This is a genomic window from Thermotoga sp. (assembly GCF_021162145.1).
Classification (GTDB): Bacteria; Thermotogota; Thermotogae; order Thermotogales; family Thermotogaceae; genus Thermotoga.
The window spans coordinates 46081-66869 of the sequence record NZ_JAGGZH010000014.1 but is presented as its reverse complement, the minus strand read 5'-3'; the positions used below and the strand labels follow the sequence as shown (position 1 = coordinate 66869).

Genomic DNA, 20789 nt, shown 5'->3' with positions numbered 1-20789 from the left:
CGTTTCATGGGGGTAGTTGTCGTAAAAGATCTCAGAAGAAACATAGGCAAAAAAGAAATTCTGAAAGGTATTTCCTTTGAGATCGAAGAAAGAGAGATCTTCGGACTCATAGGACCGAACGGAGCTGGAAAGACCACCACCCTCAGGATCCTCTCCACCCTCATAAAACCCACCTCGGGAAGAGTCTCTATCTTTGGAAAAGACGTGATCAAAGAGCCCCATGAAGTCAGAAAGTTGATCAGTTACCTTCCCGAAGAAGCAGGTGCCTACAAGAATATGAGAGGAATTGAATACTTGAGGTTCGTAGCAGGCTTTTACGCGAAAAACTCTAGAGAGATGAACGCTATGATCGAGAAAGCGGTTGAGATCTCAGGATTAGAAGACAGGGTGAAAGATAAGATCTCCACCTACAGCAAAGGAATGGTCAGGAAACTCCTCATAGCAAGAGCGTTGATGGTGAATCCACGTCTAGCCATACTGGATGAGCCCACCTCTGGACTCGACGTGCTGAACGCGAGAGAAGTTAGAAAGATCTTGAAACTGGCGGTTCAAGAAGGACTTACCATCCTTCTTTCTTCACACAACATGCTTGAGGTAGAGTTTCTCTGCGATCGAATAGCGTTGATCCACAACGGAAAGATCGTGGAGACGGGAACTGTTGAAGAACTCAAGGAAAGGTACAAAGCACAGAATGTGGAAGAGGTCTTCGAGGAGGTGGTCAGGTGTTTGGTAGACTCTTAAAGAAAGAAATAAAAGAACTTCTCAGTGTGGGGACCATCGTTTTCGTTGTGATCGTTTCAGTTCTTTACGGCTCGCTGGGTAACGTGTTCGAAGGTACGATCAAGGAAGTGACCAAAAAACCTAAGATAGCAATTGTAGAACATGACAGGGGTGAGCTTGCAAAATTTGTGGTTCAGGAACTGAGCAGAGCAGCAGAGATCGTTTACGCTGGAGACGATCTGGATGAGGCGAAAAAGACTCTCGAAGAAAAGAAAGCTTCGGCGATTTTCTTGATACCGGAAGGATTTTCAAGTGATCTGGAAAGTTTCAAACAAACACGAATAGAGGTACTGTGGTATTTGAGAGGGACCGGTCTTTCCGATACGATCCCAACTGCGGCGGTTTACTCACTCCTTGAGAATCTGAAAACCAGGATCTCAGCGTTCCTTTTGAGGGATGAGAAAAAAACACGATTCCTGATTAGCCCGTTCACCGTCGTTCAGCATACGTACTTGAGAAACATGTTCTTTGAGAATCGCTCTCCAGACTCGATCGTGAACATCTTTTATTCTCAGAACATCACGATTCCACTCCTGATCATGATACTCATCATCATGTCCGGTTCATCCCTCATCTCTTCGCTCGCTCTGGAAAAAGAAAACAAAACGCTCGAAACACTCCTCACCATGCCCATAAGAAGAGAGTATATCGTTCTCGCCAAAATCGTCGGTAGTGCCATTGTGGGATTGATTCTTGCAGGAATATACATGATCGGTTTCTACAGCTATCTGAACTCCTTCTCACAGGGGATTCAGAGGACTGTGGTAAGCTTCAGCATCATCGATTTTGCTCTGATTGGTTTGAGCCTGCTTCTTGCCATACTGGCCGGGCTTTCACTGTGCATGTTCTTTGGAATCATGGCAAAAGACTACAGGAGCAGTCAGTTCTTTACTTTTCCCATTTCGATTCTTGCCCTTGTTCCCATGATAGCGAACATGATCAAAGATTTCTCTAACCTTCCGGGTGTTCTGAAGGTGATCATCTTCACCATTCCCTTTTCCCATCCCATTATGGCACCGAAGATGGTGCTGTACGGGGACTACGGATTGATCGTATGGGGACTCGTGTACCTGATAGGGTTCTCTCTCGCGATGATGTGGCTTGCCTTCAGAACGTTCAACTCGGATTACGCAATCTTGGGATGGCAGGGGAAACGCTCACGATGAGTTTTTAACGGCGTGATAAACGTTCTGATGCACCCTTTCATCGAACGCCTCTGGAATGATCCTGTCTGGATGCGGTTCGCACGAGTTTGCAATCGCTTCAACTGCAGAGAAGAGCATGTTTTTCGTGATTCTCGACCTCCTCTCCATCGCTCCCTTCATGATCCCGGGAAAGGCAAGAAGATTGTTCACCTGGTTCGGATGGTCTGATCTTCCCGTTGCGACAATGAAGGCACCTGCTTCCTTTGCAAGGAGCGGGTTTATTTCAGGAATAGGATTTGCAAGGGCGAAAACAACGGGTTTTTTGTTCATCTTCTTTATCCACTCCGGTTTCACGATATTTCCCCTCGAGACACCTATGAAAAAGTCCGCCCCTGCCAGGGCCACTTCCAGATCACCGGACAGCCCCTCGGGATTTGTAAGACGTGCGATCTCCAGGTGGTACTCATTCAGGCAAGTCTCCGGATTTTCTTCGTTCAGGATGCCATTTCTGTCAACTGCCACAATGTTTCTCACACCAAGATCCAGAAGGAACCTGACGATGTTGTATCCCGCGGCCCCGATCCCGCTCACGACTACCTTCACTTCTTCTGCCCTTTTTCCCACGAGCTTCAGCGCGTTGAGAAAGGCCGCAGACACAACAACAGCCGTTCCTTGCTGATCGTCGTGGAAAACGGGGATGTCCATCTCCTCGGAGAGACGCTCCAGGATTTTGAAACACTTCGGTGCAGCTATGTCTTCGAGGTTTATTCCTCCAAAACTCGGCTCGAGACTCTTCACAATTTCGATGATCTTTCCTTCACTGGTTTCGGAAAGACAAATGGGAAAGGCATCCAGATTCGCAAAGGCTTTGAAAAGAAACGCCTTGCCCTCCATCACAGGAAGAGCCCCGTAAGGACCTATGTTTCCGAGCCCAAGAACAGCGCTTCCATCCGAAACGACTGCAACCGTGTTCCATCTGGAGGTGTAGACGTAGGTGTTCTCTGGATTTTCAGTACAGGCTCTTGCAACTTCAGCAACTCCTGGGGTGTAGAGAAGAGAAAGGATTTCCTTATCTGTTTTTTCAACGGGAAGAGAGATCCTTATCTTTCCCCTCAAAATCCTGTGTATCTCCAGAGGATTCATCTTCTCACTCCTTGAAGATCGAGTTGCCTTCACTGTCTATTGCCACAACGAGGGGAAACCCTTCCACTTCTATTTCATAAACAGCTTCGGGTCCGAGATCTTCGAACGCAAGCACTCTGGCATTTTTCACTCTCTTCGAAAGGGCCGCGGCCGTTCCACTGGGTGTTACAAAGTAGACCCTTTTCCACTTCTTACAGGCTTCGTTCGCTTTCCTTGATCTTTTTCCCTTTCCCACCGTTGCAATGACCCCAAGTTCAAAAAGTATCTCCAGGTAGTCGTCCATTCTGGCGCTCGTGGTAGGACCTATGGCACCCATGGGCTTTCCCTGAGGGGTCCTGGCAGGTCCCGCGTAGAACACTATCTGCCCTTCAAGGTTCACAGGCAGTTTCTTTCTCTTCTCCAGGAGTTCCTTCAGTCTCTTCTGGGCCTGATCTCTCATGACGATGAGTTTCCCAGAGTAGCGTATTTCCTGGCCGGCTTTCAGTTCTTCAACCTTCAACGACCACTTTCCCCTTTCTGCAAAGGTAACAGTCCACCGAGACGGCAACGGGCAAGGTAGCGATGTGGGTTGGAAAATGTTCTACATGAACAGAATAGACGGTTATTCCCTTTCCCAATCCCTGGAATCCTATTCCAAGGAGGTTCAGTTCGTTTTCGAGTTCTCTTTCGAGCTCAGCGTACCTTGGATCTTCGTTTCTTTCCCCGAAACTTCTGGTGAGAGCAAGTTTTGAAAGAAGGACCGCCTTGTCCGCCGAACCACCTATTCCAACTCCAACGTGGAGGGGTGGACAGGCTTTCGCACCGTTTTCTCTGATGTGTTCCTCCACAATCTCTTTTATCCTTTCCAAACCAGAGGTTGGGGTCAGCATTCGCAACATCGTGAGATTTTCGCTGCCCCCACCCTTCACGAGGAATCTGATCTCAAGCCTCTTTCCCTCCACCTGAAAGAGATGAACAACGGTGGGAGTGTTGGTCTCTGTGTTGATCCTATCGAACAGGGGATCGGAAACAACAGAACATCTGAAAGGGTACTCTGTATAGACCTCTTCGACCGCTCTGTTCAGCGTTCGTTCGATGGGTTCTTCCAACCTGATCTCGTGTCCCAGTAAAACAAAGAACTCCACCATTCCTGTGTCCTGACAGAGTGGAAGGTTTTCTTCTTTGGAAATGCGGTAGTTTTCCTTTATTATATCAGAAAAGGGACCTTCGTACTTCTCGAGGATCTCTCTGACCTCTTCGTTTATCTTCACGTTGGCCTCAACGATGGCTTTCTTCACTTTCTCGAGAACAGTGTGTGCTCTGATCACTCTTTTCACCTCAAAGGAGATTATATCATCGAAGGAGGGAGAATATGAGAGTTGTTGTGAACTTGAAACCGAGTGAAATACCGAGGCACTGGTACAATGTGCTCGCAGACCTGCCGTTCAAACTGGATCCACCTCTGGATCCAGAAACAAGGGGACCAGTTTCACCGGAAAAGCTCTCCGTGATATTTCCAATGAGTTTGATCGAACAGGAGATGTCTGACAAACGTTTCATTGAAATCCCAGAAGCCGTTCTGAAAGAGTACGCGGTCTACAGACCCACACCATTGATCAGGGCCACTTTTCTGGAAGAGTACCTTCAAACACCTGCAAGGATTTACTACAAGCACGAAGGTGTGAGTCCCACCGGTAGTCACAAACCCAACACGGCCATTGCACAGGCCTATTACAACAAAATAGAAGGTGTGAAAAGATTGGTCACAGAGACAGGGGCGGGACAATGGGGTAGCGCTCTCTCGTACGCTGGAGCCAAGTTCGGACTGGAAGTGAAGGTCTTCATGGTCAAGGTGAGTTATCATCAAAAGCCCATGAGGAAGTACATGATGAATCTGTTCGGAGGGAAAGTAACACCAAGTCCCAGTGAAGAGACCAACTTTGGAAGAAGACTTTTGAAAGAAAACCCTGAAAACCCTGGAAGTCTGGGCATCGCTATCAGTGAAGCGCTTGAAGTGACCGTGTCGAACCCGGATACGAAGTATTCACTCGGAAGTGTTCTGAACCATGTTCTACTTCATCAAACAGTGATAGGACTGGAGATAAAAAAGCAACTTGAACTCCTCGGAGAAAAGCCCGATGTGATTCTGGGATGTCATGGAGGAGGATCCAACTTCGGTGGAACGATTCTTCCCTTCATACCAGAAAAACTTTCGGGAAGGGATATCAGATTCGTTGCCTGTGAACCAGTTGCCTGCCCCTCCTTGACCAAGGGAAAGTACGATTACGATTTCGGCGATACGGCAGGACTTACTCCCTTGCTCAAGATGTACACACTTGGAAAGGACTTCATCCCTCCGAAAATACACGCAGGTGGTCTCAGATATCATGGATCCGCACCCATAATAGCAAGGCTTGTGAAGGAAGGACTGGTGGAAGCCAGAGCTTTCGATCAGAAGGAAGCGTTCGAAGCAGCGAAACTCTTTGCAAGACTGGAGGGGATAATTCCCGCTCCAGAATCTGCTCACGCCATAGCAGGGGCGATAAGAGAAGCAAAAAAAGCGAAAGATGAAGGAAAAGAACGAGTGATAGTATTCACACTGAGTGGTCACGGACTGCTGGATCTTACAGCGTACGCGTGAGGAGGGGTTCTGTTTGAAAAAGAAACTCCTCTTTTCCGTGTGGCTGAACTCTCTCATCACCATCGCCGAAGTGATAGGAGGACTTATGTCCGGGAGTCTTGCCCTTCTGGGGGACTCCCTCCACAACTTCTCCGACACTATGAGCCTTCTTGCGAGCTTCATAGCCATAAAGATCGGTGAAAGGTCGAAAAACGAGAAGTACACGTTCGGTTACAGGAGAAGCGAAATAATTGTGGCCTTTCTGAATTCCATATCCGTGGTGATAATATCGATACTGATAGTTGTGGAGTCGGTGAGAAGATTGCTGCACCCTACCGTGGTTCACGCGACGGTTCTTCTCTACGTTTCACTGGTGGGGCTTGCTGCCAACCTCTTTTCGGTTTTTCTCCTCCATGAACACAGTAGAGAAAGCATGAACATTCGATCCGCCTACCTCCATCTCATAGCGGATACGTTGTCCTCCATCCTCGTTGTCGCCGGCGCCGTGCTGATGAAGGCCTGGGAGATGTACTGGCTGGATCCTGTGATCGCTGCCGGCATCACGGTGTACATGCTCAAAGAAGCGTACGAGTTACTGAGAGAATCTCTGGAGGTCTTGATGGAAGCATCCCCGAATCTGAGCTTTGAGAGCATAAAAAGGGAGATAGAAGAAATAGAAGGTGTGAAGAATGCGCACCATTTTCATGCCTGGAGAGTCGGAGAAAAGGAAATTCACTTTGAATGTCATGTGGAAGTGGTGGAAAACATGGAATTGAAAGATGCCCAAAGGATTATCGATGAAATCGAAGCACGATTGAGAGAGCACGGTGTCACCCATGTAACCGTTCAGCTGGAATGTGATCGCTGCCAAGGGAGGATGATCTGCAGTTAGAGGCTGAAGACGGGCTTCTCCCTGAGAAGTCTTCGATCACTCGTGAACAATATCACCTGTCTTGTTTCAGCTATCTCCTTCAGTCTCGTCCAGAGAAGTTCTATTTTGTTGTCGTCCAGATCGACAAAGGTGTTATCTATCACAAGAGGAAGATCCATTTTCAAAACACGTGCCACAAAATCCTTCACATGAAACGCCAGAATCTTCAGAGCAGATGTGTTCAGGACTTTTACCACAGGCTTTTCCTGTGGGACGTTGATCGCAACTGTCAGCTGAGGAGAAACGCTGAAGATCATTGACTCACCGAAAAATTCTCTGTAGACTCTACTCAGCTCTGTTGAAAACTCCTTCGTGTAGCTCATCACAAACTCATCGTACTTTTCTCTGAGCCTGCCCTTGAAGGCAGGTATATTTTCGATTGCCTTTTCTATCAAATCGAGTTCCAGTTGCTTTCTTATGAGCTGCTCCGTCAGATCGTACGGTTCTTCAAGAAAGGGAATTTCCAGAGCTTCTAACTCTTTCTGGATATTGTTCACCTTTTCTTCGAGTTTTCTCATCCTTTGATTCGATTCCATCGATTCAACGTTCTCTCTTTGTTCGACGAGTTTCTTCAGCGTGTTTTGAAGATCTTTCTTCTCATCTTTCAGTTCCAGAAGTAACTCTCTCATCTTCAGTTGTTTCAAAAGCTCTTCAACACCTTCCACACCGATCTCGTTCAACACTCTCTCGAACTCGTCTTCCTGCTTCTTTAAGTACTCTATGAGTTCCTCCAGATTTCTTCTTTTTTCGGCGAGGGAAGAAGTAAGGGAGTCTTTCATTATGAGAAGCTCTCTTATCTGATTTTCCACGTTTTCAAGGGCTTTTCCTGGATCACTCCCATATTTTGTGAGAAAAGGAGCGATCTCGAACATCCTCGAATTCATCCGCTTTTTCAGCGCATCTTCCAGCTCATTGGGATCTTCAACACCTGTTACTTCCTTCAATTGTTTCAACACCTGATTTCTTTTCTCCATCAACTTCCTCTTCTGAGAGGAAGTGATGACGAATTCGTTAACCAGATCCTGGAGCACTCTTTTCACTCTGAAGTAGCTCCATATGGAAAGGAAAGCACCGGCAACACCGGCAAATGTCAGGTAAATGAACGGATTTCTCGATGCCAAAAAGATGAAAACAGCAGATACTACCGAAAACGTCAAAAACACACTGACAAGGATCTTGAACACAGAAAGTGACCTGTCCACTCTCTTCATTCTATCTCCCGTTTTCTCCAACCGTTCGTTGACAGCGCTTACCTGCCTTTCTATTTCTTCCAGGGGTCTTTTCAGGCGATCCGAGATTTCGTTCATCTTCACCCTGTGTTCATTCTCAACGAGGTTCATCTGAAGCCTCAAGTTTTCCAGCTTCAACCTGAGTTCTTCAAAACCCTTGCAGGAGAAGTCCTTCAAAATATCCTCTATCTTTTTTCTTGTCTCATCGTATCTTTTTTCTAGCTCTTCTATCTCCCTTCCGAGCTGGTTTCGTCTTTCTCTCAGATAATTCAGCTTCTGAAACAGCTCATAAGCTTGTTCCAGATTCTCCTTCGATGAAACAGCTTGACTCTCGATTTCCCTCAGCTTGGTTTCGACGTCTGAAAGTCTTTTTCCTATCTCCTCGAGTCGGGAGTCGATCGACTGAAGTTGCTGCCTTTTTTCTTCTTCTAATCTTCTTCTTTCCTCATCAAGGAGCCTTTTCTTCTCCAGTAATTCTTCCTCGAGCTTTTTCTTTCTCTCCATCAACAAAAGAACTGTTTTTCTCTTTTCTTTCCATTCCTCAACGGCCGCCTCCAGCTTCGCTATCTCGTTCTTCAACACCCTTTCCTTTTCCATCAGGCCCGAAAAGCTCTCGTTCATCACACGCTCCATTTCTCTTGCACGAGGAAGCTTCTTGTAACTTTCCAGAACAAGAGAAGAAACCTTCCGGGATCCTTCGAGAGTGCTATCCACGTGCTCCGGCAGGAAAGAAGTAAAGAGAAAGGTCTCTGGATCGATCGTTCCCAGCCCGAAACCTATCGTTCCTTCATCGGTCTCCAGGCGTCCACCGAATCTTTTCGAATACCAGGGTCTGTAATCTTCAAGCTCCGGTAGATCCCCCGTAAGGCAGTACCTGATGAAGTTCGCAAGGGTGGTCTTACCCGCAGCATTTCCACCGAAAACGATGTTCAATCCGTCTTTGAAACTCAAAGAAAGATTTTCGAACTTTCCAAATCCCTCAATATGTATCCGTTTGATCTTCATAATTCTTCCCTCACCTCGGCTTCTTCCAGAAGAAGGGCATCCAGCTTTGACCAGTTTCGCTTCTTCAACTCCCTTCCCACAAACCGAACGTTCTTTCTACCCTTCACCTTCTCGTACTCGTGATCCCACAGGATCCCTTTCAAAACAATCAGGGAGTCTTCAGGAAGATCCATCAAATCTTCGTAAACTTCCATCTTTAGAAATTTCACTTTGAAGTGTGAAAGATCGAAACGATTGAATCTTTCCCCATCATACAGAAAACACTCGCATTTCTCATTGAGAGGTGAGGAAGAGAAATCGGGAAAAGAAACGGGAAATTCCCGTTCCACCGGGGCATCCAGGTATTCTACTATTTCGTCGAGTACAATGGAACCCGGTGGAATGAATTCCTTTATGAGCTTCTCCGCCAAAAAGGGATTCACGTTGTCACCGAACAGGTTTATGAAGACGAACTTCTTTCCTCTGAAGAATCTGGTCACATAGTTTAAAAGGTCCATTCTGACCCTATCCACTTCCTCCCTGAAGAAGATCGTTTCATCCGGGTAATCGAAGAACCTCAGATCTTTGATCAAAACGTGTTCCATACTCCTCCCCCTTCAAGGGTTTTTCAAGAAGATTTAAGAAGTTCTTCTCTGGTGATTCAAGCTGGCGTTACAGCGATAAGTTAAATTCTGAATTGCGTGTCCCTCATCCCCCCGATCCCCCCTAGACCCGATCAAGACAAAAGGAAGTATGGGAGGGACGATCGTCCCTCCTTTGTTTTTATCTTGGTATGTAGAGGTTCAGATCTTCCGCTATGTTCTCAAGGCGAGTTTGAGTGACCTGCACGATCTTCGTGGGATGATGGGAGGTTCCTACGCCGAAGACAAGCAAAAAGACTCTCTTTGGGATGCCAACAATCAGTGTTGCATCTCTGGGAATTATAATGTCGTACTCCGTAGCGATTTTTGGTTCCTTGTAGTAGAAGAACCTGTAAGGAGAAAGTCCGGGCTTTACGTCCCTCGAGAAGATGATCTTTTCTCCATCCTTGATGGTGATCCATACGGGGTCGTTTCCCACAACAAAGATGCGGATGTAGCCGGTTGTCGGATCGTCCTCTATCTCGGAGAAAATCCTCTCGAAGTCCACACTGGATTTTTCAAAGTACTCGTAGGCAGTGATGTAACGACTGATTATGGAGTTCGGTTTCAACAACTCCTCCAGCGTCTTCAACCGGTTTTCATAACTGTTGAATCTCGACTGAAACTTCCTTTCAAGCTCTGAGACCCGAGCATCCAATTTTTTGAGAAAAAAGAAGTTGAAAACCGAAAGAACGAAGAAGAGTAAAATAGCCACTACGATCAGAGAAGCAAAAAAAGAGACGAGAAAATCTTTCTTCATCATATCACCCTAGTTCGGAAATCATTCTCTTCACCTTTTGAATCGTATTGTCTACCTTCTTCGGTGAAACCCGAAGTTCCTTTGCTATCTCTTTGTAGGAGTACCCGTCCAGCCATTTGAGAAAGATACTTCTTTCCAACTCTTTCAAATCCTCCAGAACCTTCTCTAGAATTATATCAGAAAAAGCACTCTGAGCGATATCTCGTTCAGTATCTGGTACTTCGAACGGTGAATCGTCCTCTTCCTTTTCCATCGCCTCCACCTTCACAGCATCGGAGAGCATCTTATTTTTCTTCCTGTTCATGTAGGTGAGAAAGGATTTTATTTCAGATTCCACACTTCTCCAGGCAAAAGATGTGAAAGAGCTCTTAGAGCTGTCGTAATAGAAAATGGCCTTTATAAGACCCACCAACCCGTTTTGTATCACATCTTCCTGTTCTGCCCAGCTGGCGAAGTATCGGGAAGATATCTTCACAACCATGGGGTAGTACTTTTCAATGATGAGATCTATCGCCTCTTTGAACCCTGCTTGTGCGTACTCCACCAGCTCTTCCACCCTTTTTCCCCTCAACCTGTACTTCAACATCCTATCCGAGAGACCTCGGATCCAGAGCGTCTCTCAAAGCGTCTCCAACGAAGTTGAACGAGAGTACCGTGATGAAGATGAACAGACCTGGTATGAGGAGCCATGGGTACTTAGTCATGTAGGTGACATTCTGCGCCTGGGCGAGCATCAATCCCCAGCTTGCATCGGGTTCCCTTATACCGAGTCCCAGAAAACTGAGAGCCGCTTCTCCCAGTATGTAACCGGGTATCGCCAGCGTGGCGGCGACTATCAAATAACTCGTCGTGTTGGGTAGAACGTGTCGAAAGAGAATTCTCGTGTCCGGGAAGCCTAGGGCTCTTGCTGCTTCCACGAATTCCCGTTGCTTTATAGAAAGCACCATTCCCCTTATTACCCTGGCTCTGCCTGCCCACCCGATGAAGGAGAGTATGAAAACAAGCAGTATATAGACCTGAGTAGATGGAATGTCCAGAGGAAGCAAAGATCTCAGGAGAATCAGGAGGTAAAAGCCCGGAAGCGACATAATGATCTCGGAGAACCTCATCATGAGTTCGTCAACGAGTCCCCCGTAGTACCCGGATATCCCACCAAAGATCAACGAAAGCACAAAGGTGATGAACATTCCTATGAAGCCGATGGAAAGCGAAATTCTGGAGGCAAACACGAGCCTGCTCCAGATGTCTCTACCGTACTGATCCGCACCCATCAGGTAGAACCTTACATATTCGTTGTTATCGTAGTTGTCCACGCCAAAAAGGTGATACTTGAATGGTATGAGCCAAAAGAGGTAGCCGAGCCTGTGCTTTTTGTCTCCACCCCACGATTCGATGAACCACTTTATCGGGTATATCTTGTAGTCGTAATCGAGAATTTTTCCCATGACCATCTCAATGCCTTCTCCTTTTTTCACGAGCACGGTATTGATCTTTTCTTTGATCACAACCTTCTCTATGTCATCAGAAGAGGACAGTCCCAATCTGAAGCCATATTTCCCAAAGTAGGTGTCCTTTGCAACCGCCGAAGTGGTTTCTATCTCTGCTTCACCCCTCGTTAAGACATCGTCGTCGTATCCGAAAAGGAAGTAATCCACTACCTTAGTGGTGGAGCCAGCGTATTTTCTGGTGCCATCTTTCAAAACAAGATAGTACTCTTCATCCACCATGAAAGAAAAGCCGGTGACACCATCCTTTCCTATCTCGTAACTGATCTGCGATCCAAAAACATCCAGAACGACCCTCTTTGGAAAAAGCATCTCGTAGAACTTTCTTTCGAAAGTGGCTTTGTCCACATAACTTACAGTCGGAAGCACATAAGCCCCAACGCGTTTTCCTTTGTACTCCCTGTGCACCTTGGTCAGCGGGGCAAAGGAATGCTTCAGTGACTGCTCATAGGGGTGGTAAGGAGAGAGAAAATCGGCAAACAAAGCCATGAGGTAGAGAGCTATAAGGACGTAGAGTCCAAACATACCGAGTCTGTTTCTTTTGAAAGCCCTCCAGATGAGCTCTCTTCTGGTCAGTACTTTTTCCTTAAACTCTATTTCACTGTTTTCAACAGGGATCGCTTTCTCTTCGGCCATGACGATTCCTCCTTCACTCGAATCTAACTCTTGGATCCACCGCGGCAAGAAGTATGTCGGCGATGAGATTTCCCACGACCAGCATGATAGCACTGATCACAGCAGATGCCATGACTATGTAGATATCCTGCTGAAGAAGAGCCTGATAGATGAGCCTACCCATACCGGGCCATGCAAATATGTTCTCTATGATGACCGCTCCTCCAAGGACGTTGGAAATACTGAAACCAAGAAAGGTGATCATAGGGTTGATGGCGTTCCTCAAGGCGTGCTTGTATATGACCACACGTTCTGGCATTCCTTTCGCACGGGCAAATTCCACGTAGTCTTCGTTCAACACGTCTAGGAGACTTCCTCTCATGTACCTCATCAAAGAAGCAAAACCACCAAAACCAAGGGCGATCGTAGGAAGTACCAGGTGCGATGCGATATCTTTGAATCTTTCCCAAGTTGTCATCTCGCTGTGGTTCACCGACACCATACCGGCGATCGGGAACCACCCTGTCTTCGCTGCTATGTAGAGAAGGAGTATGGCAAGAAAGAACCCAGGAAGAGCGATTCCACTGAAGGCAATAACGGTGAGAATCTTGTCCCAGATGGAGTATTTCTTCAACGCAGAAAAAACACCAACTATTATACCCAGCACCCACTGGAAGGCAAGCGAAGAAACAGACAGTATTACCGTGGCAAAGACCCTCTCCCAGATCAGAGTAGAAACGGGTCTTCTGTAGTAAAAGGAATATCCAAAGTCACCTTTCAGAACATTCTTCAACCATATCCCGTACTGAACGATCCAAGGTTTGTCCAGACCAAGCTCTTTTTCCATCTTCTCAAGGAACTGTTGCGAGACGGAAGGATCCAGACGATACATGTCTAAGAAGTTTCCCGGTGCCGCCTGCATGATGATGAAGACGAGAAAGGAAATGATCAGAAGCTCCGGTAACATGATGATCAATCTGCGAGCGATGTACTTGAGCAAGCAAGATCACCTCTTCGCCCGGGATTTGGAAAAGGAGGGGGAACCCCCTCCGCAACAGATCACTGTTCTTTCCAGATACAATCGTGGTTCCAACCCCACATTCCACCGAATGCGGTGGGTTCGAGGTTGTGAAGCTTGTTGCTGTACGCATACAGATATAGCTGCTGGGTGGTGTAGATGAGCGGCAGGTGTTCAGAAACCAGTCTCTGGAACTCCCTGAACATGTCCACAACTTTCTGCTGGTCGAGGACTTTCACATTCTCCTCGAAGATCCTGTCGATTTCCTTTTCCCAATCGGGCAAGTAATAGTCGTTCGGATCTACGAAGTTTTTGACATCGGGATGGTAGTTCCAGAAGTGAAGCGCTCCCTTTATTTTCCACACGTTTGCTCCGCTCTGTGGTTCGTCAGATCCCGTGAGTCCTATTATGACGGCCTCCCAATCACCGTTCACAACGAGTTTCTGAACGAGTGTGTTGAAGTCTATAGGAGCAAACGTCACATCCATTCCGAGTTTCTTAAGCGCTTCTGTTATGATGTTGCCCATTCCCTCGCGGATCTGGTTTCCGGCGTTAGTCATGATGATGAACTTCACTGGATTTCCTTCGCTGTCAAGGAGCTGGCCGTTTTCGTCCCACTTGAATCCACCGAGTTTGAGCATCGTTCTTGCAAGATCGAGGTTGTACGGATACTTTCTGAGAACGGACTCATCGTAGTAGACGGTTGCCGCCTGGCTGATCGGGCCCCACTGCTCAACGGCGAGGCCGTTGTAGAGCGTGTCAATCATAGATTGTTTGTCGATGGCGTAAGCCACTGCCCTTCTGAAAAACTCGTTTCTGAACCACTTTCTCTTCACGGGATCTGGAGTGTTCCAGTTGAAGGTAATGAAGGTGGTACCGAAGTTGGGACCTCCTACACCAACAACCCAACCTTTCTCCTGGGCCATGGCCTTGAGTTCGGCGTACTCCGTTCCGCGCGGGCCATACACGTCGACTTCTCCATTCTCGAATGCAAGTCTCTGAGCATCCTGAGTTGGGATGATCTTGAAGATGATACCGTCGAGGTACGGAAGCTGCTTTCCATCTTTGTCGTGTTTCCAATAATAGGGGTTCTTCACGAATTTTACGTACTGATCTGGTACATATTCAACCGGGATGAACGGACCGAGTCCCACGATTTCCCCCTTGTTTATAGCATCAACTGTCCAGAACTCTTTGAACTTTCCTTCCTTCACATAAGATTCTGCGAGGTGTTTTGGGAAAATGGGTATTCCTCCAATGTACCTCACGGCAAGTCTATATGGTTCTTTTAGAGTTGTTTTTACCGTGTAATCATCAATTTTTTCTGCAACGGGCCAGTTATCGCCAAAAGCGTCTTGTGTGTCGTTTGGAATATCTGGGTTGAAATATATGTCGTTGATTGTAAACACCACATCTTCTGCTGTGAACGGTGTTCCGTCGCTCCATTTGACCCCTTTTCTCAGATGCCAGATGATTTCCATGCTACCGTCTTCATTTTGCTTGAGCTCCCAGCTTTCTGCAAGAGCAGGATGTATCCTCGCGTGGTTGTCGAGTTCTATCATGGAAGCCATGAATCTTCCAATAACATCTGTGGAACTTGTCTCCTGCGCTACCACATCGTTACACGTTCTGGGACCGGAGAGTGTTGGCACGACGAGAAATCCCCCGTACTGTCCTGTGGCTTCTGCTCCAATGTAGGTTTCGAACTGAGCGAACGGCGAAAGTTTTGCAAACAGTGCAACAGCAAAAATCAGCACGAAAACACCAAAGAGTTTACGCATGTACACACACCTCCTTTATGATGAGTGTAAATGACAAGCTACCCAGTGGTTCGGTGAGACCTCTTTCATGACAGGATACTCTCTTTCGCACACAGGCATCTTGTAAGGGCACCTTGGATGGAAGAAGCATCCCGTAGGTCTGTTTATGGGACTGGGTACGCTTCCCCTGAGTATGATTCGTTTTCTTGTGCGCTCGACCTTTGGATCTGGTACCGGAACAGCAGATAACAGTGCCTGGGTATAAGGATGCAGGGGATTGTCGAAGATTTCGTCCGTGTCACCCATTTCCACGATCCTTCCAAGGTACATGATACCCACTTCGTGGCTTATGAATCTCACAAGTCCAAGGTCGTGTGATATGAAGAGGTAGGTAAAGCCGTTCTCGTCCTGGAGCTTGAGAAACAAGTTTATGACCTGTGCCTGAACGGAAACGTCCAGAGAGGCTGTTGGTTCGTCGAGAATCACTATTTCTGGGTTTATAGAGATAGCCCTCGCGATGGCGATCCTCTGTCTCTGCCCGCCGCTGAACTGGTGAGGATACCTTTCCAGATGGTAGTCCTTGAGGCCGACACTGAGAAGAAGTTCTCTTGCCATGTCAATGGCTTCTTCGCGTGTCTTCGCAAGACCGTGGAAGAGGATGGGTTCTGTCAGTATGTCTCCAACCGTCATCCTGGGATTCAAAGAGCTCATGGGATCCTGAAAGACGATCTGTATCTTCCTTCTGAATTTCATTCTCTTCTCCTCTAGGTCTTCGAGCAGGGCTCGATAAAATCTATTCTCGTCTTCTTTTGCCTTTTTGAAAAAGATCTCCGCATACCTTTTGTCAACATCCTCCAGAGTGTTTATTATCTCATCGGGCGAAAGGGAAATTTTCATCTTACGAAATATATCGACGTAGGTCGTCTTCAAATAAGAAATTGCCTCTTTCGTGTTCATGAAGTAGTAAGTGGTATCATCACCGTCGACGATAACACGACCGGCGGTTGGATTTGTGAGACGGAGCACCGTCTTTGCGGTGGTTGTCTTTCCACAGCCAGACTCACCAACAAGGGCGAAGGTCTTTCCTTTCTCTACGGCAAAAGAAACATCATCAACCGCCTTCACATAGTTGACGATTCTTTTCACTAAAAAACCCTTTCTGATCGGGAAATATTTCTTCAAGCTCAACACTTCCAGTGTTTTCACCTTGAACAACTCCTTTTCACACGATGAGTGTATAGCCCAAACTGTCAACCACCGCTTTTATCTGTTCCTTGGAAATCGTTTCATCATCGTAATCCACACCAACAACCTCAGCCGCCATCTCGTAATCTACTTTGAACACTCCGTCGAGCTCTTCGATGGCGTTCTTTACTTTTCTGTAGTCCTCTTCTGTCCTTGCTCCTTTCAGCATGAAGTAATTCAATCTTCTCAACTCCCATACCTCCCTTCCAGCTTCATACCTTCCTCTATCAACCTTCCGTTCTTGAGTTCCCAGAAAGTGAGTTTCCTTTTCCCGGGAAGTTGCAGGTACTTTACCTTCACTCTTCCCCTGGCGGTTCCTATCCAGGCACCTTCTCTATCTATATAGTGTATCAAACCTGGTTCATCATCCGAACAATCTACAGCCATCGCTCCAAATAATTTTACTTCTTTTTCATTCAAAAAAGCCCTTGCCCCGGGTTTGGAATCGTATGCTCTGATCTTGTTTTTCACCATTTCGGCATCCTTTGAAAAATCGATAACCAGGTCTTCTTTCTTTATGAGAGGAGCGTAGGTTGCCCGTACGTGATCCTGTTCTTTCAGATCTACTTTGCCCTTTTCTAGCTTTTCGAGAAACTCGAGCACCATCTCTTTCGAAAGCTCTATCAGCTTCTTCTCCAGTTGGTCGAACGTTTCAAAAGGATCTATGTCCACTTCCCTCTGAAGAGCTATGGGACCTGCGTCGAGTTCTTTCACCATTCTGTAGATGGTAACACCTGTTTTCTTTTCACCGTTTTCGAGAACTCTCTGTATCGGAGAAGCTCCCCTGTACTTTGGTAGAAGAGAGGGATGAACGTTGTAGCAACCGCGTTTTGGTAGCGAAAGCACCCTCCCACCCAGCATCTTCCCGTAGGAAGCGACCACCAGGACATCCGGATTCACAGAGCGGAGAAACTCCAGAGATTCTTCTCTGTTTATCGACTCCGGCTGAATGCAAGGAAGCTCCAGCTTTTTCGCAGCGACCTTAACCGGGGTGGGAAGTGTTTTTCTTCCACGCCCTTTCGGTTTGTCTGGTTGTGTTATGACACCGACGATGTTAATGCCACTCTCCACCATGTGTTTCAAGATCTCCGCTGCGAATTCCGGTGTCCCTACGAAAACCACCTTCAAGATGCCACCTTCCCTTTCAACAGCTCAAGGATTTCTTTGTCGGCTTTCACTGTGACAAGAACGTACTCATCCCGATAGTCCTCGCCCAATATCTCCAATCTATCCTTCAGGGCGTAAACCAGTCCTATCTTTTCTATGGGAATTTTCAGGGTCTCTTGAACATCTCTCTGACTCAAGATCTCCTCCAGCTTCTCCAAAAGATGATCGAGTCCTGCTTTTTTCTCTGCCGAGATGAACAGGGCCTCAGGATGTTTCCTTTTCAACATTTCTATTCTGTCTCTGGGACAAAGATCGATCTTGTTGAAAGCAAGGATCCTCGGCATTCTGTCTGCTCCGATCTCTTCCAGCACTTTCTCTGAGGCCTTCATTTTCTCTTCGGCATACGGATCGGATGCGTCTACAAGGTGTACCAGAACATCCGAGTATTTCACCTCTTCCAGAGTTGCCCTGAACGCGCTCACAATTGTGTGGGGAAGTTTCTTTATGAATCCCACAGTGTCACTCATCAGGATGAGTCTTCCACTTTTCAGTCTCAAACGTCTCGTCACCGGTTCGAGTGTAGCAAAGAGCTTGTCCGCAATGTAGACATCGCTCTCTGTGAGTGATTTGAGGAGGGTGGATTTTCCCGCGTTGGTGTAACCTACAATGGACACGTGGGGAATTTTCTTTTCCAGTCTCTGTTTTCTTTGAATCTCCCTCTCTTTTTCTATCTCCCTCAGTCTCTTTCTCAGCTGTGAAATGCGGTTTTTAATGTGTCTTCTCAAAACTTCGAGCAAGGGTTCACCGGGACCCCTCGTTCCAATACCACCACCAAGTCTCGAGAGTTCCTCACCTTTCCCAACCAGTCTTGGTAACTCGTAGAGAAGACTTGCCATCTCCACTTGAAGCTTTCCTTCCTCGCTGGTTGCATGACGTGCGAAGATCTCGAGGATCACCTGGGTTCTATCCAGCACTTCCATTTCCAAGTATTCCCGTACGTTTTTCGACTGAACCGGCGTGATCTCATCGTCTACCACAACGAGATCTGCCTCACAAAACTTCATTATCTCTTTGAGTTTCCGCAATTTTCCCTTCCCAAAGTAGGTGGCAGGGTCAGGTTTTGCTCTCTTTTGCCACAACCATTCGACAACCTCCACTCCAAGAGTGCGGCACAACCCTTTCATTTCTTCGAGGGATTCTTTTATTCTCTCCTCGTCCCTCCCAACGGCAACGACGATCGCTTTTTTTCCTTCAAGATCCCTGGTTTTCAGAGGTTTCAGCCTCCTTCGTTGGTTCCTGTTTTCTGGGCATCAACATAACATAGGATGAAGGTATGATAGTACTGATGGCATGTTTGTAGATGAGACTCTGCTGGTTTCCACTCTCCAGAAGAACCGTGTAGCTGTCAAAAGATCTGATGAACCCCTTTGTTTGAAAACCGTTCACCAAGTATACCTTCACCTCGATTTTGTTGACCCTGAGGTGGTTCAGAAATCTGTCTTGAAGGTTGAACTTTTCTGCCAAGGTGAACTCCCCCCTCAATGTGAGATTCAAATATAGATTATTATAGATTATACCGAAAAGTTCTTCATTATCAGCTCTTTGAGAGTCCTCTTTAACTCTTCTCTGTTCATGAAAGTTAAATTGTACCACACGGCACTTTCGTACCTCTTAAACCAGATAATCTGTCTTCTTGCAAAATGCCTCGTGTTCCTCTTTATAAGATGAACCATCTTTTCGAAATCGTACTTTCCCTCCAGGTATTCGATCACCTCTTTGTAGCCTATGGTCTTCATCGAATTGAGGTTCTTCGAGTATCCCATTTCCAGAAGTTTCTTCACCTCGTCTATGAAACCTATTTCAATCATCTTGTCCACCCTTTTGTTTATCCTGTCGTAAAGATCGTATCTTTCCCTTGTCAACACTATTATGAAGAACCTGTCGTCTCCCCTCGCCTCTTTTTGAAGCTCGGATATCCTCTTTCCCGTTTTCATGTAAACCTCGAGCGCTCTGATGGTCCTTTTGAGATCGTTCGGATGAATGCGCGTTGCCGCTTCCGGGTCGAATTCTTCGAGCATCTTCCTCAGGATCCCTGGTTCTCTCTTTTCAAGCTCCCTCAGTTCCTTTCTTATGTTCTCGTCTGCAGGCACCCCTTCGAATATACCCCTCACGAGGGCATCTGCATAAAGCCCCGTCCCACCCACGTAGACAGGTATCTTTCCACGCCTGAGGATATCCTCCACAGTTTTCAACGAGTCTTCTCTGTAAAGAAACGCGTTGTAGTACTTATCGGGATCCAGTATGTCGATCATGTGGTGATGTACCCTTTCTCTCTGCTCCGGTGTTGGCTTGGCCGTTCCTATGTCCATGTAGCGGTAGATTTGCCTTGAGTCCATCGATACAATCTCCGCGTTTATCTCCTCACACACTTCTACCATAAGGTCCGTTTTCCCAACGGCGGTGGGGCCTCCTATTATGGCTATCTTCATTGCTTGTAGATCACCCCGTACATAACACCACTTTTTCTGGAACCCTTCAGTTCGTCCATACTGATCCTTTTGAAGAGGGAGTCCTTGATGTGGCTCTTCAAAATGACCTTCTTCCTGGCAATTCTGAGCATCTCTTTCACATCATCCTCGTTCACCGTGCCGTACACTGCAAAGGGCCTGAGGGGATTCATAGCGGAAGACGCATACACCGGATTCTCGAACATGGGATCACAATACACCACGTCGAAAGAGTTATCGGGTTGTTCTTTGACGTATCTCTTGAAATCCGTGTGGTAGAGTTCTATTCTCTTCAGAGCCTCTTTCAACCATTTTATGTCTGTTTCAAAATGCTTCATACCGTACTTCACCACGGTGTATATGTGAACAGATCCCTCCAGACCAATCACTTTCCCTTTGGGAAGGAAAGCGGCCATGAGGATCGCCTCACTTCCAAGACCGAATGTTGTGTCCAGAACCACCTCGTTTCCTTCCGGCTGGAGGGTCTCTATCAGGTAGTCTCTCTGTCCGTTTCTTATATTTCTCATGCGAAGGATGGCAGCGGATGGATGAAAGAAAAACTCGCCGCCAGGCCATTTTATCGAAAGTCTGCTCTTTTCCACCACGTAATAGAAGTCTACCTCAATTTCCTTCAGGCGTCTTCTTGGAATGTAATCCGTTCCGAGCTTCTCAGCGAGCTCTCTGGCCTGTATCACCTGATCTTTGCTTGGTTTGTGGGACGTTGTGACTACGAACCGCTTCATCCTCTATCACCTCTAGAAGCCTTTCGTTCAGATCTCGCTGTTCTTCGATCTTTTCCTTCAAAGTCTCGTATTCTTTT

Annotated in this window: 21 protein-coding genes; 4 read left to right on the top strand and 17 right to left on the bottom strand. The window is 46.8% G+C overall.

The annotated features are described in order from the left end of the window. Positions 1-6: 6 nt before the first annotated feature. On the top strand, positions 7-741 hold the full coding sequence (locus tag J7K79_RS01335; protein ID WP_296904311.1) for an ABC transporter ATP-binding protein: 735 nt from the start codon (positions 7-9) through the stop codon (positions 739-741). After that, positions 723-1946 carry an ABC transporter permease gene (locus J7K79_RS01330; protein WP_296904309.1) on the top strand — a complete coding sequence of 408 codons (1224 nt, stop codon included), beginning with the start codon at positions 723-725 and terminating at the stop codon, positions 1944-1946. The genes J7K79_RS01335 and J7K79_RS01330 overlap by 19 nt, the downstream gene beginning before the upstream one ends. Here J7K79_RS01330 and J7K79_RS01325 read toward each other — a convergent pair. From J7K79_RS01325 to J7K79_RS01315, 3 genes are read right to left on the bottom strand one after another with little or no spacing between them, the layout of a single operon-like run. Then, on the bottom strand, positions 1938-3068 hold the full coding sequence (locus tag J7K79_RS01325; protein WP_296904308.1) for an NADP-dependent malic enzyme: 1131 nt from the start codon (positions 3066-3068) through the stop codon (positions 1938-1940). The two genes, J7K79_RS01330 and J7K79_RS01325, sit on opposite strands and share 9 nt — an antisense overlap. A gap of 4 nt (positions 3069-3072) precedes the next feature. After that, positions 3073-3567 carry a FumA C-terminus/TtdB family hydratase beta subunit gene (locus J7K79_RS01320; protein ID WP_296904306.1) on the bottom strand — a complete coding sequence of 165 codons (495 nt, stop codon included), beginning with the start codon at positions 3565-3567 and terminating at the stop codon, positions 3073-3075. Beyond that, positions 3557-4375: a fumarate hydratase gene (locus J7K79_RS01315; RefSeq protein ID WP_296904304.1), complete on the bottom strand. Its 819-nt coding sequence runs from the start codon at positions 4373-4375 to the stop codon at positions 3557-3559. Before J7K79_RS01315 ends, J7K79_RS01320 begins: the two co-directional genes overlap by 11 nt. A 44-nt stretch (positions 4376-4419) precedes the next feature. On the opposite strand from J7K79_RS01315, the gene J7K79_RS01310 reads away from it, so the two are divergent. Further along, the gene (locus J7K79_RS01310) at positions 4420-5688 is read left to right on the top strand and encodes a TrpB-like pyridoxal phosphate-dependent enzyme (protein WP_296904302.1); all 1269 of its coding nucleotides are present in this window, start codon (positions 4420-4422) and stop codon (positions 5686-5688) included. 13 nt (positions 5689-5701) lie between these two features. Beyond that, a complete protein-coding gene (locus J7K79_RS01305) occupies positions 5702-6559 on the top strand; it encodes a cation diffusion facilitator family transporter (protein ID WP_296904301.1) in 858 nt (285 codons plus the stop codon). Here J7K79_RS01305 and J7K79_RS01300 read toward each other — a convergent pair. The 14 genes from J7K79_RS01300 to J7K79_RS01235 all read right to left on the bottom strand — a co-directional run bounded on the left by J7K79_RS01300 (position 6556) and on the right by J7K79_RS01235 (position 20712). After that, positions 6556-8832: an AAA family ATPase gene (locus tag J7K79_RS01300; RefSeq protein ID WP_296904299.1), complete on the bottom strand. Its 2277-nt coding sequence runs from the start codon at positions 8830-8832 to the stop codon at positions 6556-6558. The two genes, J7K79_RS01305 and J7K79_RS01300, sit on opposite strands and share 4 nt — an antisense overlap. Continuing rightward, a complete protein-coding gene (locus J7K79_RS01295; RefSeq protein ID WP_296904298.1) occupies positions 8829-9416 on the bottom strand; it encodes a hypothetical protein in 588 nt (195 codons plus the stop codon). Before J7K79_RS01295 ends, J7K79_RS01300 begins: the two co-directional genes overlap by 4 nt. A 178-nt stretch (positions 9417-9594) precedes the next feature. Beyond that, the gene (locus tag J7K79_RS01290; RefSeq protein ID WP_296904296.1) at positions 9595-10212 is read right to left on the bottom strand and encodes a hypothetical protein; all 618 of its coding nucleotides are present in this window, start codon (positions 10210-10212) and stop codon (positions 9595-9597) included. A gap of 4 nt (positions 10213-10216) precedes the next feature. Continuing rightward, positions 10217-10798, bottom strand: a complete 582-nt coding sequence (locus J7K79_RS01285; protein ID WP_296904294.1) for a sigma-70 family RNA polymerase sigma factor — start codon at positions 10796-10798, stop codon at positions 10217-10219. 1 nt (position 10799) lies between these two features. Continuing rightward, a complete protein-coding gene (locus J7K79_RS01280; RefSeq protein ID WP_296904292.1) occupies positions 10800-12353 on the bottom strand; it encodes an ABC transporter permease in 1554 nt (517 codons plus the stop codon). Positions 12354-12366: 13 nt separating this feature from the next. Next, complete coding sequence (locus J7K79_RS01275; protein WP_296904290.1) at positions 12367-13332, bottom strand: ABC transporter permease; 966 nt, start codon at positions 13330-13332, stop codon at positions 12367-12369. A gap of 59 nt (positions 13333-13391) precedes the next feature. After that, entirely contained in the window at positions 13392-15131 is a 1740-nt protein-coding gene (locus J7K79_RS01270) for an ABC transporter substrate-binding protein (RefSeq protein ID WP_296904288.1), read from the bottom strand. A 15-nt stretch (positions 15132-15146) separates the two neighbouring features. Beyond that, the gene (locus tag J7K79_RS01265) at positions 15147-16316 is read right to left on the bottom strand and encodes an oligopeptide/dipeptide ABC transporter ATP-binding protein (RefSeq protein WP_296904286.1); all 1170 of its coding nucleotides are present in this window, start codon (positions 16314-16316) and stop codon (positions 15147-15149) included. A gap of 16 nt (positions 16317-16332) precedes the next feature. After that, the gene (locus tag J7K79_RS01260; protein WP_296904284.1) at positions 16333-16545 is read right to left on the bottom strand and encodes a heavy-metal-associated domain-containing protein; all 213 of its coding nucleotides are present in this window, start codon (positions 16543-16545) and stop codon (positions 16333-16335) included. Beyond that, on the bottom strand, positions 16542-17483 hold the full coding sequence (gene fmt / locus J7K79_RS01255; protein WP_296904282.1) for a methionyl-tRNA formyltransferase: 942 nt from the start codon (positions 17481-17483) through the stop codon (positions 16542-16544). The genes J7K79_RS01260 and fmt overlap by 4 nt, the downstream gene beginning before the upstream one ends. Continuing rightward, positions 17480-18700, bottom strand: coding sequence for a GTPase HflX (gene hflX / locus J7K79_RS01250; RefSeq protein WP_296904383.1), 1221 nt, complete (start codon positions 18698-18700; stop codon positions 17480-17482). Before hflX ends, fmt begins: the two co-directional genes overlap by 4 nt. A 13-nt stretch (positions 18701-18713) precedes the next feature. Beyond that, the gene (gene hfq / locus J7K79_RS01245) at positions 18714-18986 is read right to left on the bottom strand and encodes an RNA chaperone Hfq (protein ID WP_296904280.1); all 273 of its coding nucleotides are present in this window, start codon (positions 18984-18986) and stop codon (positions 18714-18716) included. Positions 18987-19033: 47 nt separating this feature from the next. Continuing rightward, the gene (miaA, locus tag J7K79_RS01240; protein ID WP_296904278.1) at positions 19034-19951 is read right to left on the bottom strand and encodes a tRNA (adenosine(37)-N6)-dimethylallyltransferase MiaA; all 918 of its coding nucleotides are present in this window, start codon (positions 19949-19951) and stop codon (positions 19034-19036) included. Continuing rightward, positions 19948-20712, bottom strand: coding sequence for a class I SAM-dependent methyltransferase (locus J7K79_RS01235; RefSeq protein WP_296904276.1), 765 nt, complete (start codon positions 20710-20712; stop codon positions 19948-19950). Before J7K79_RS01235 ends, miaA begins: the two co-directional genes overlap by 4 nt. Positions 20713-20789: the final 77 nt, after the last annotated feature.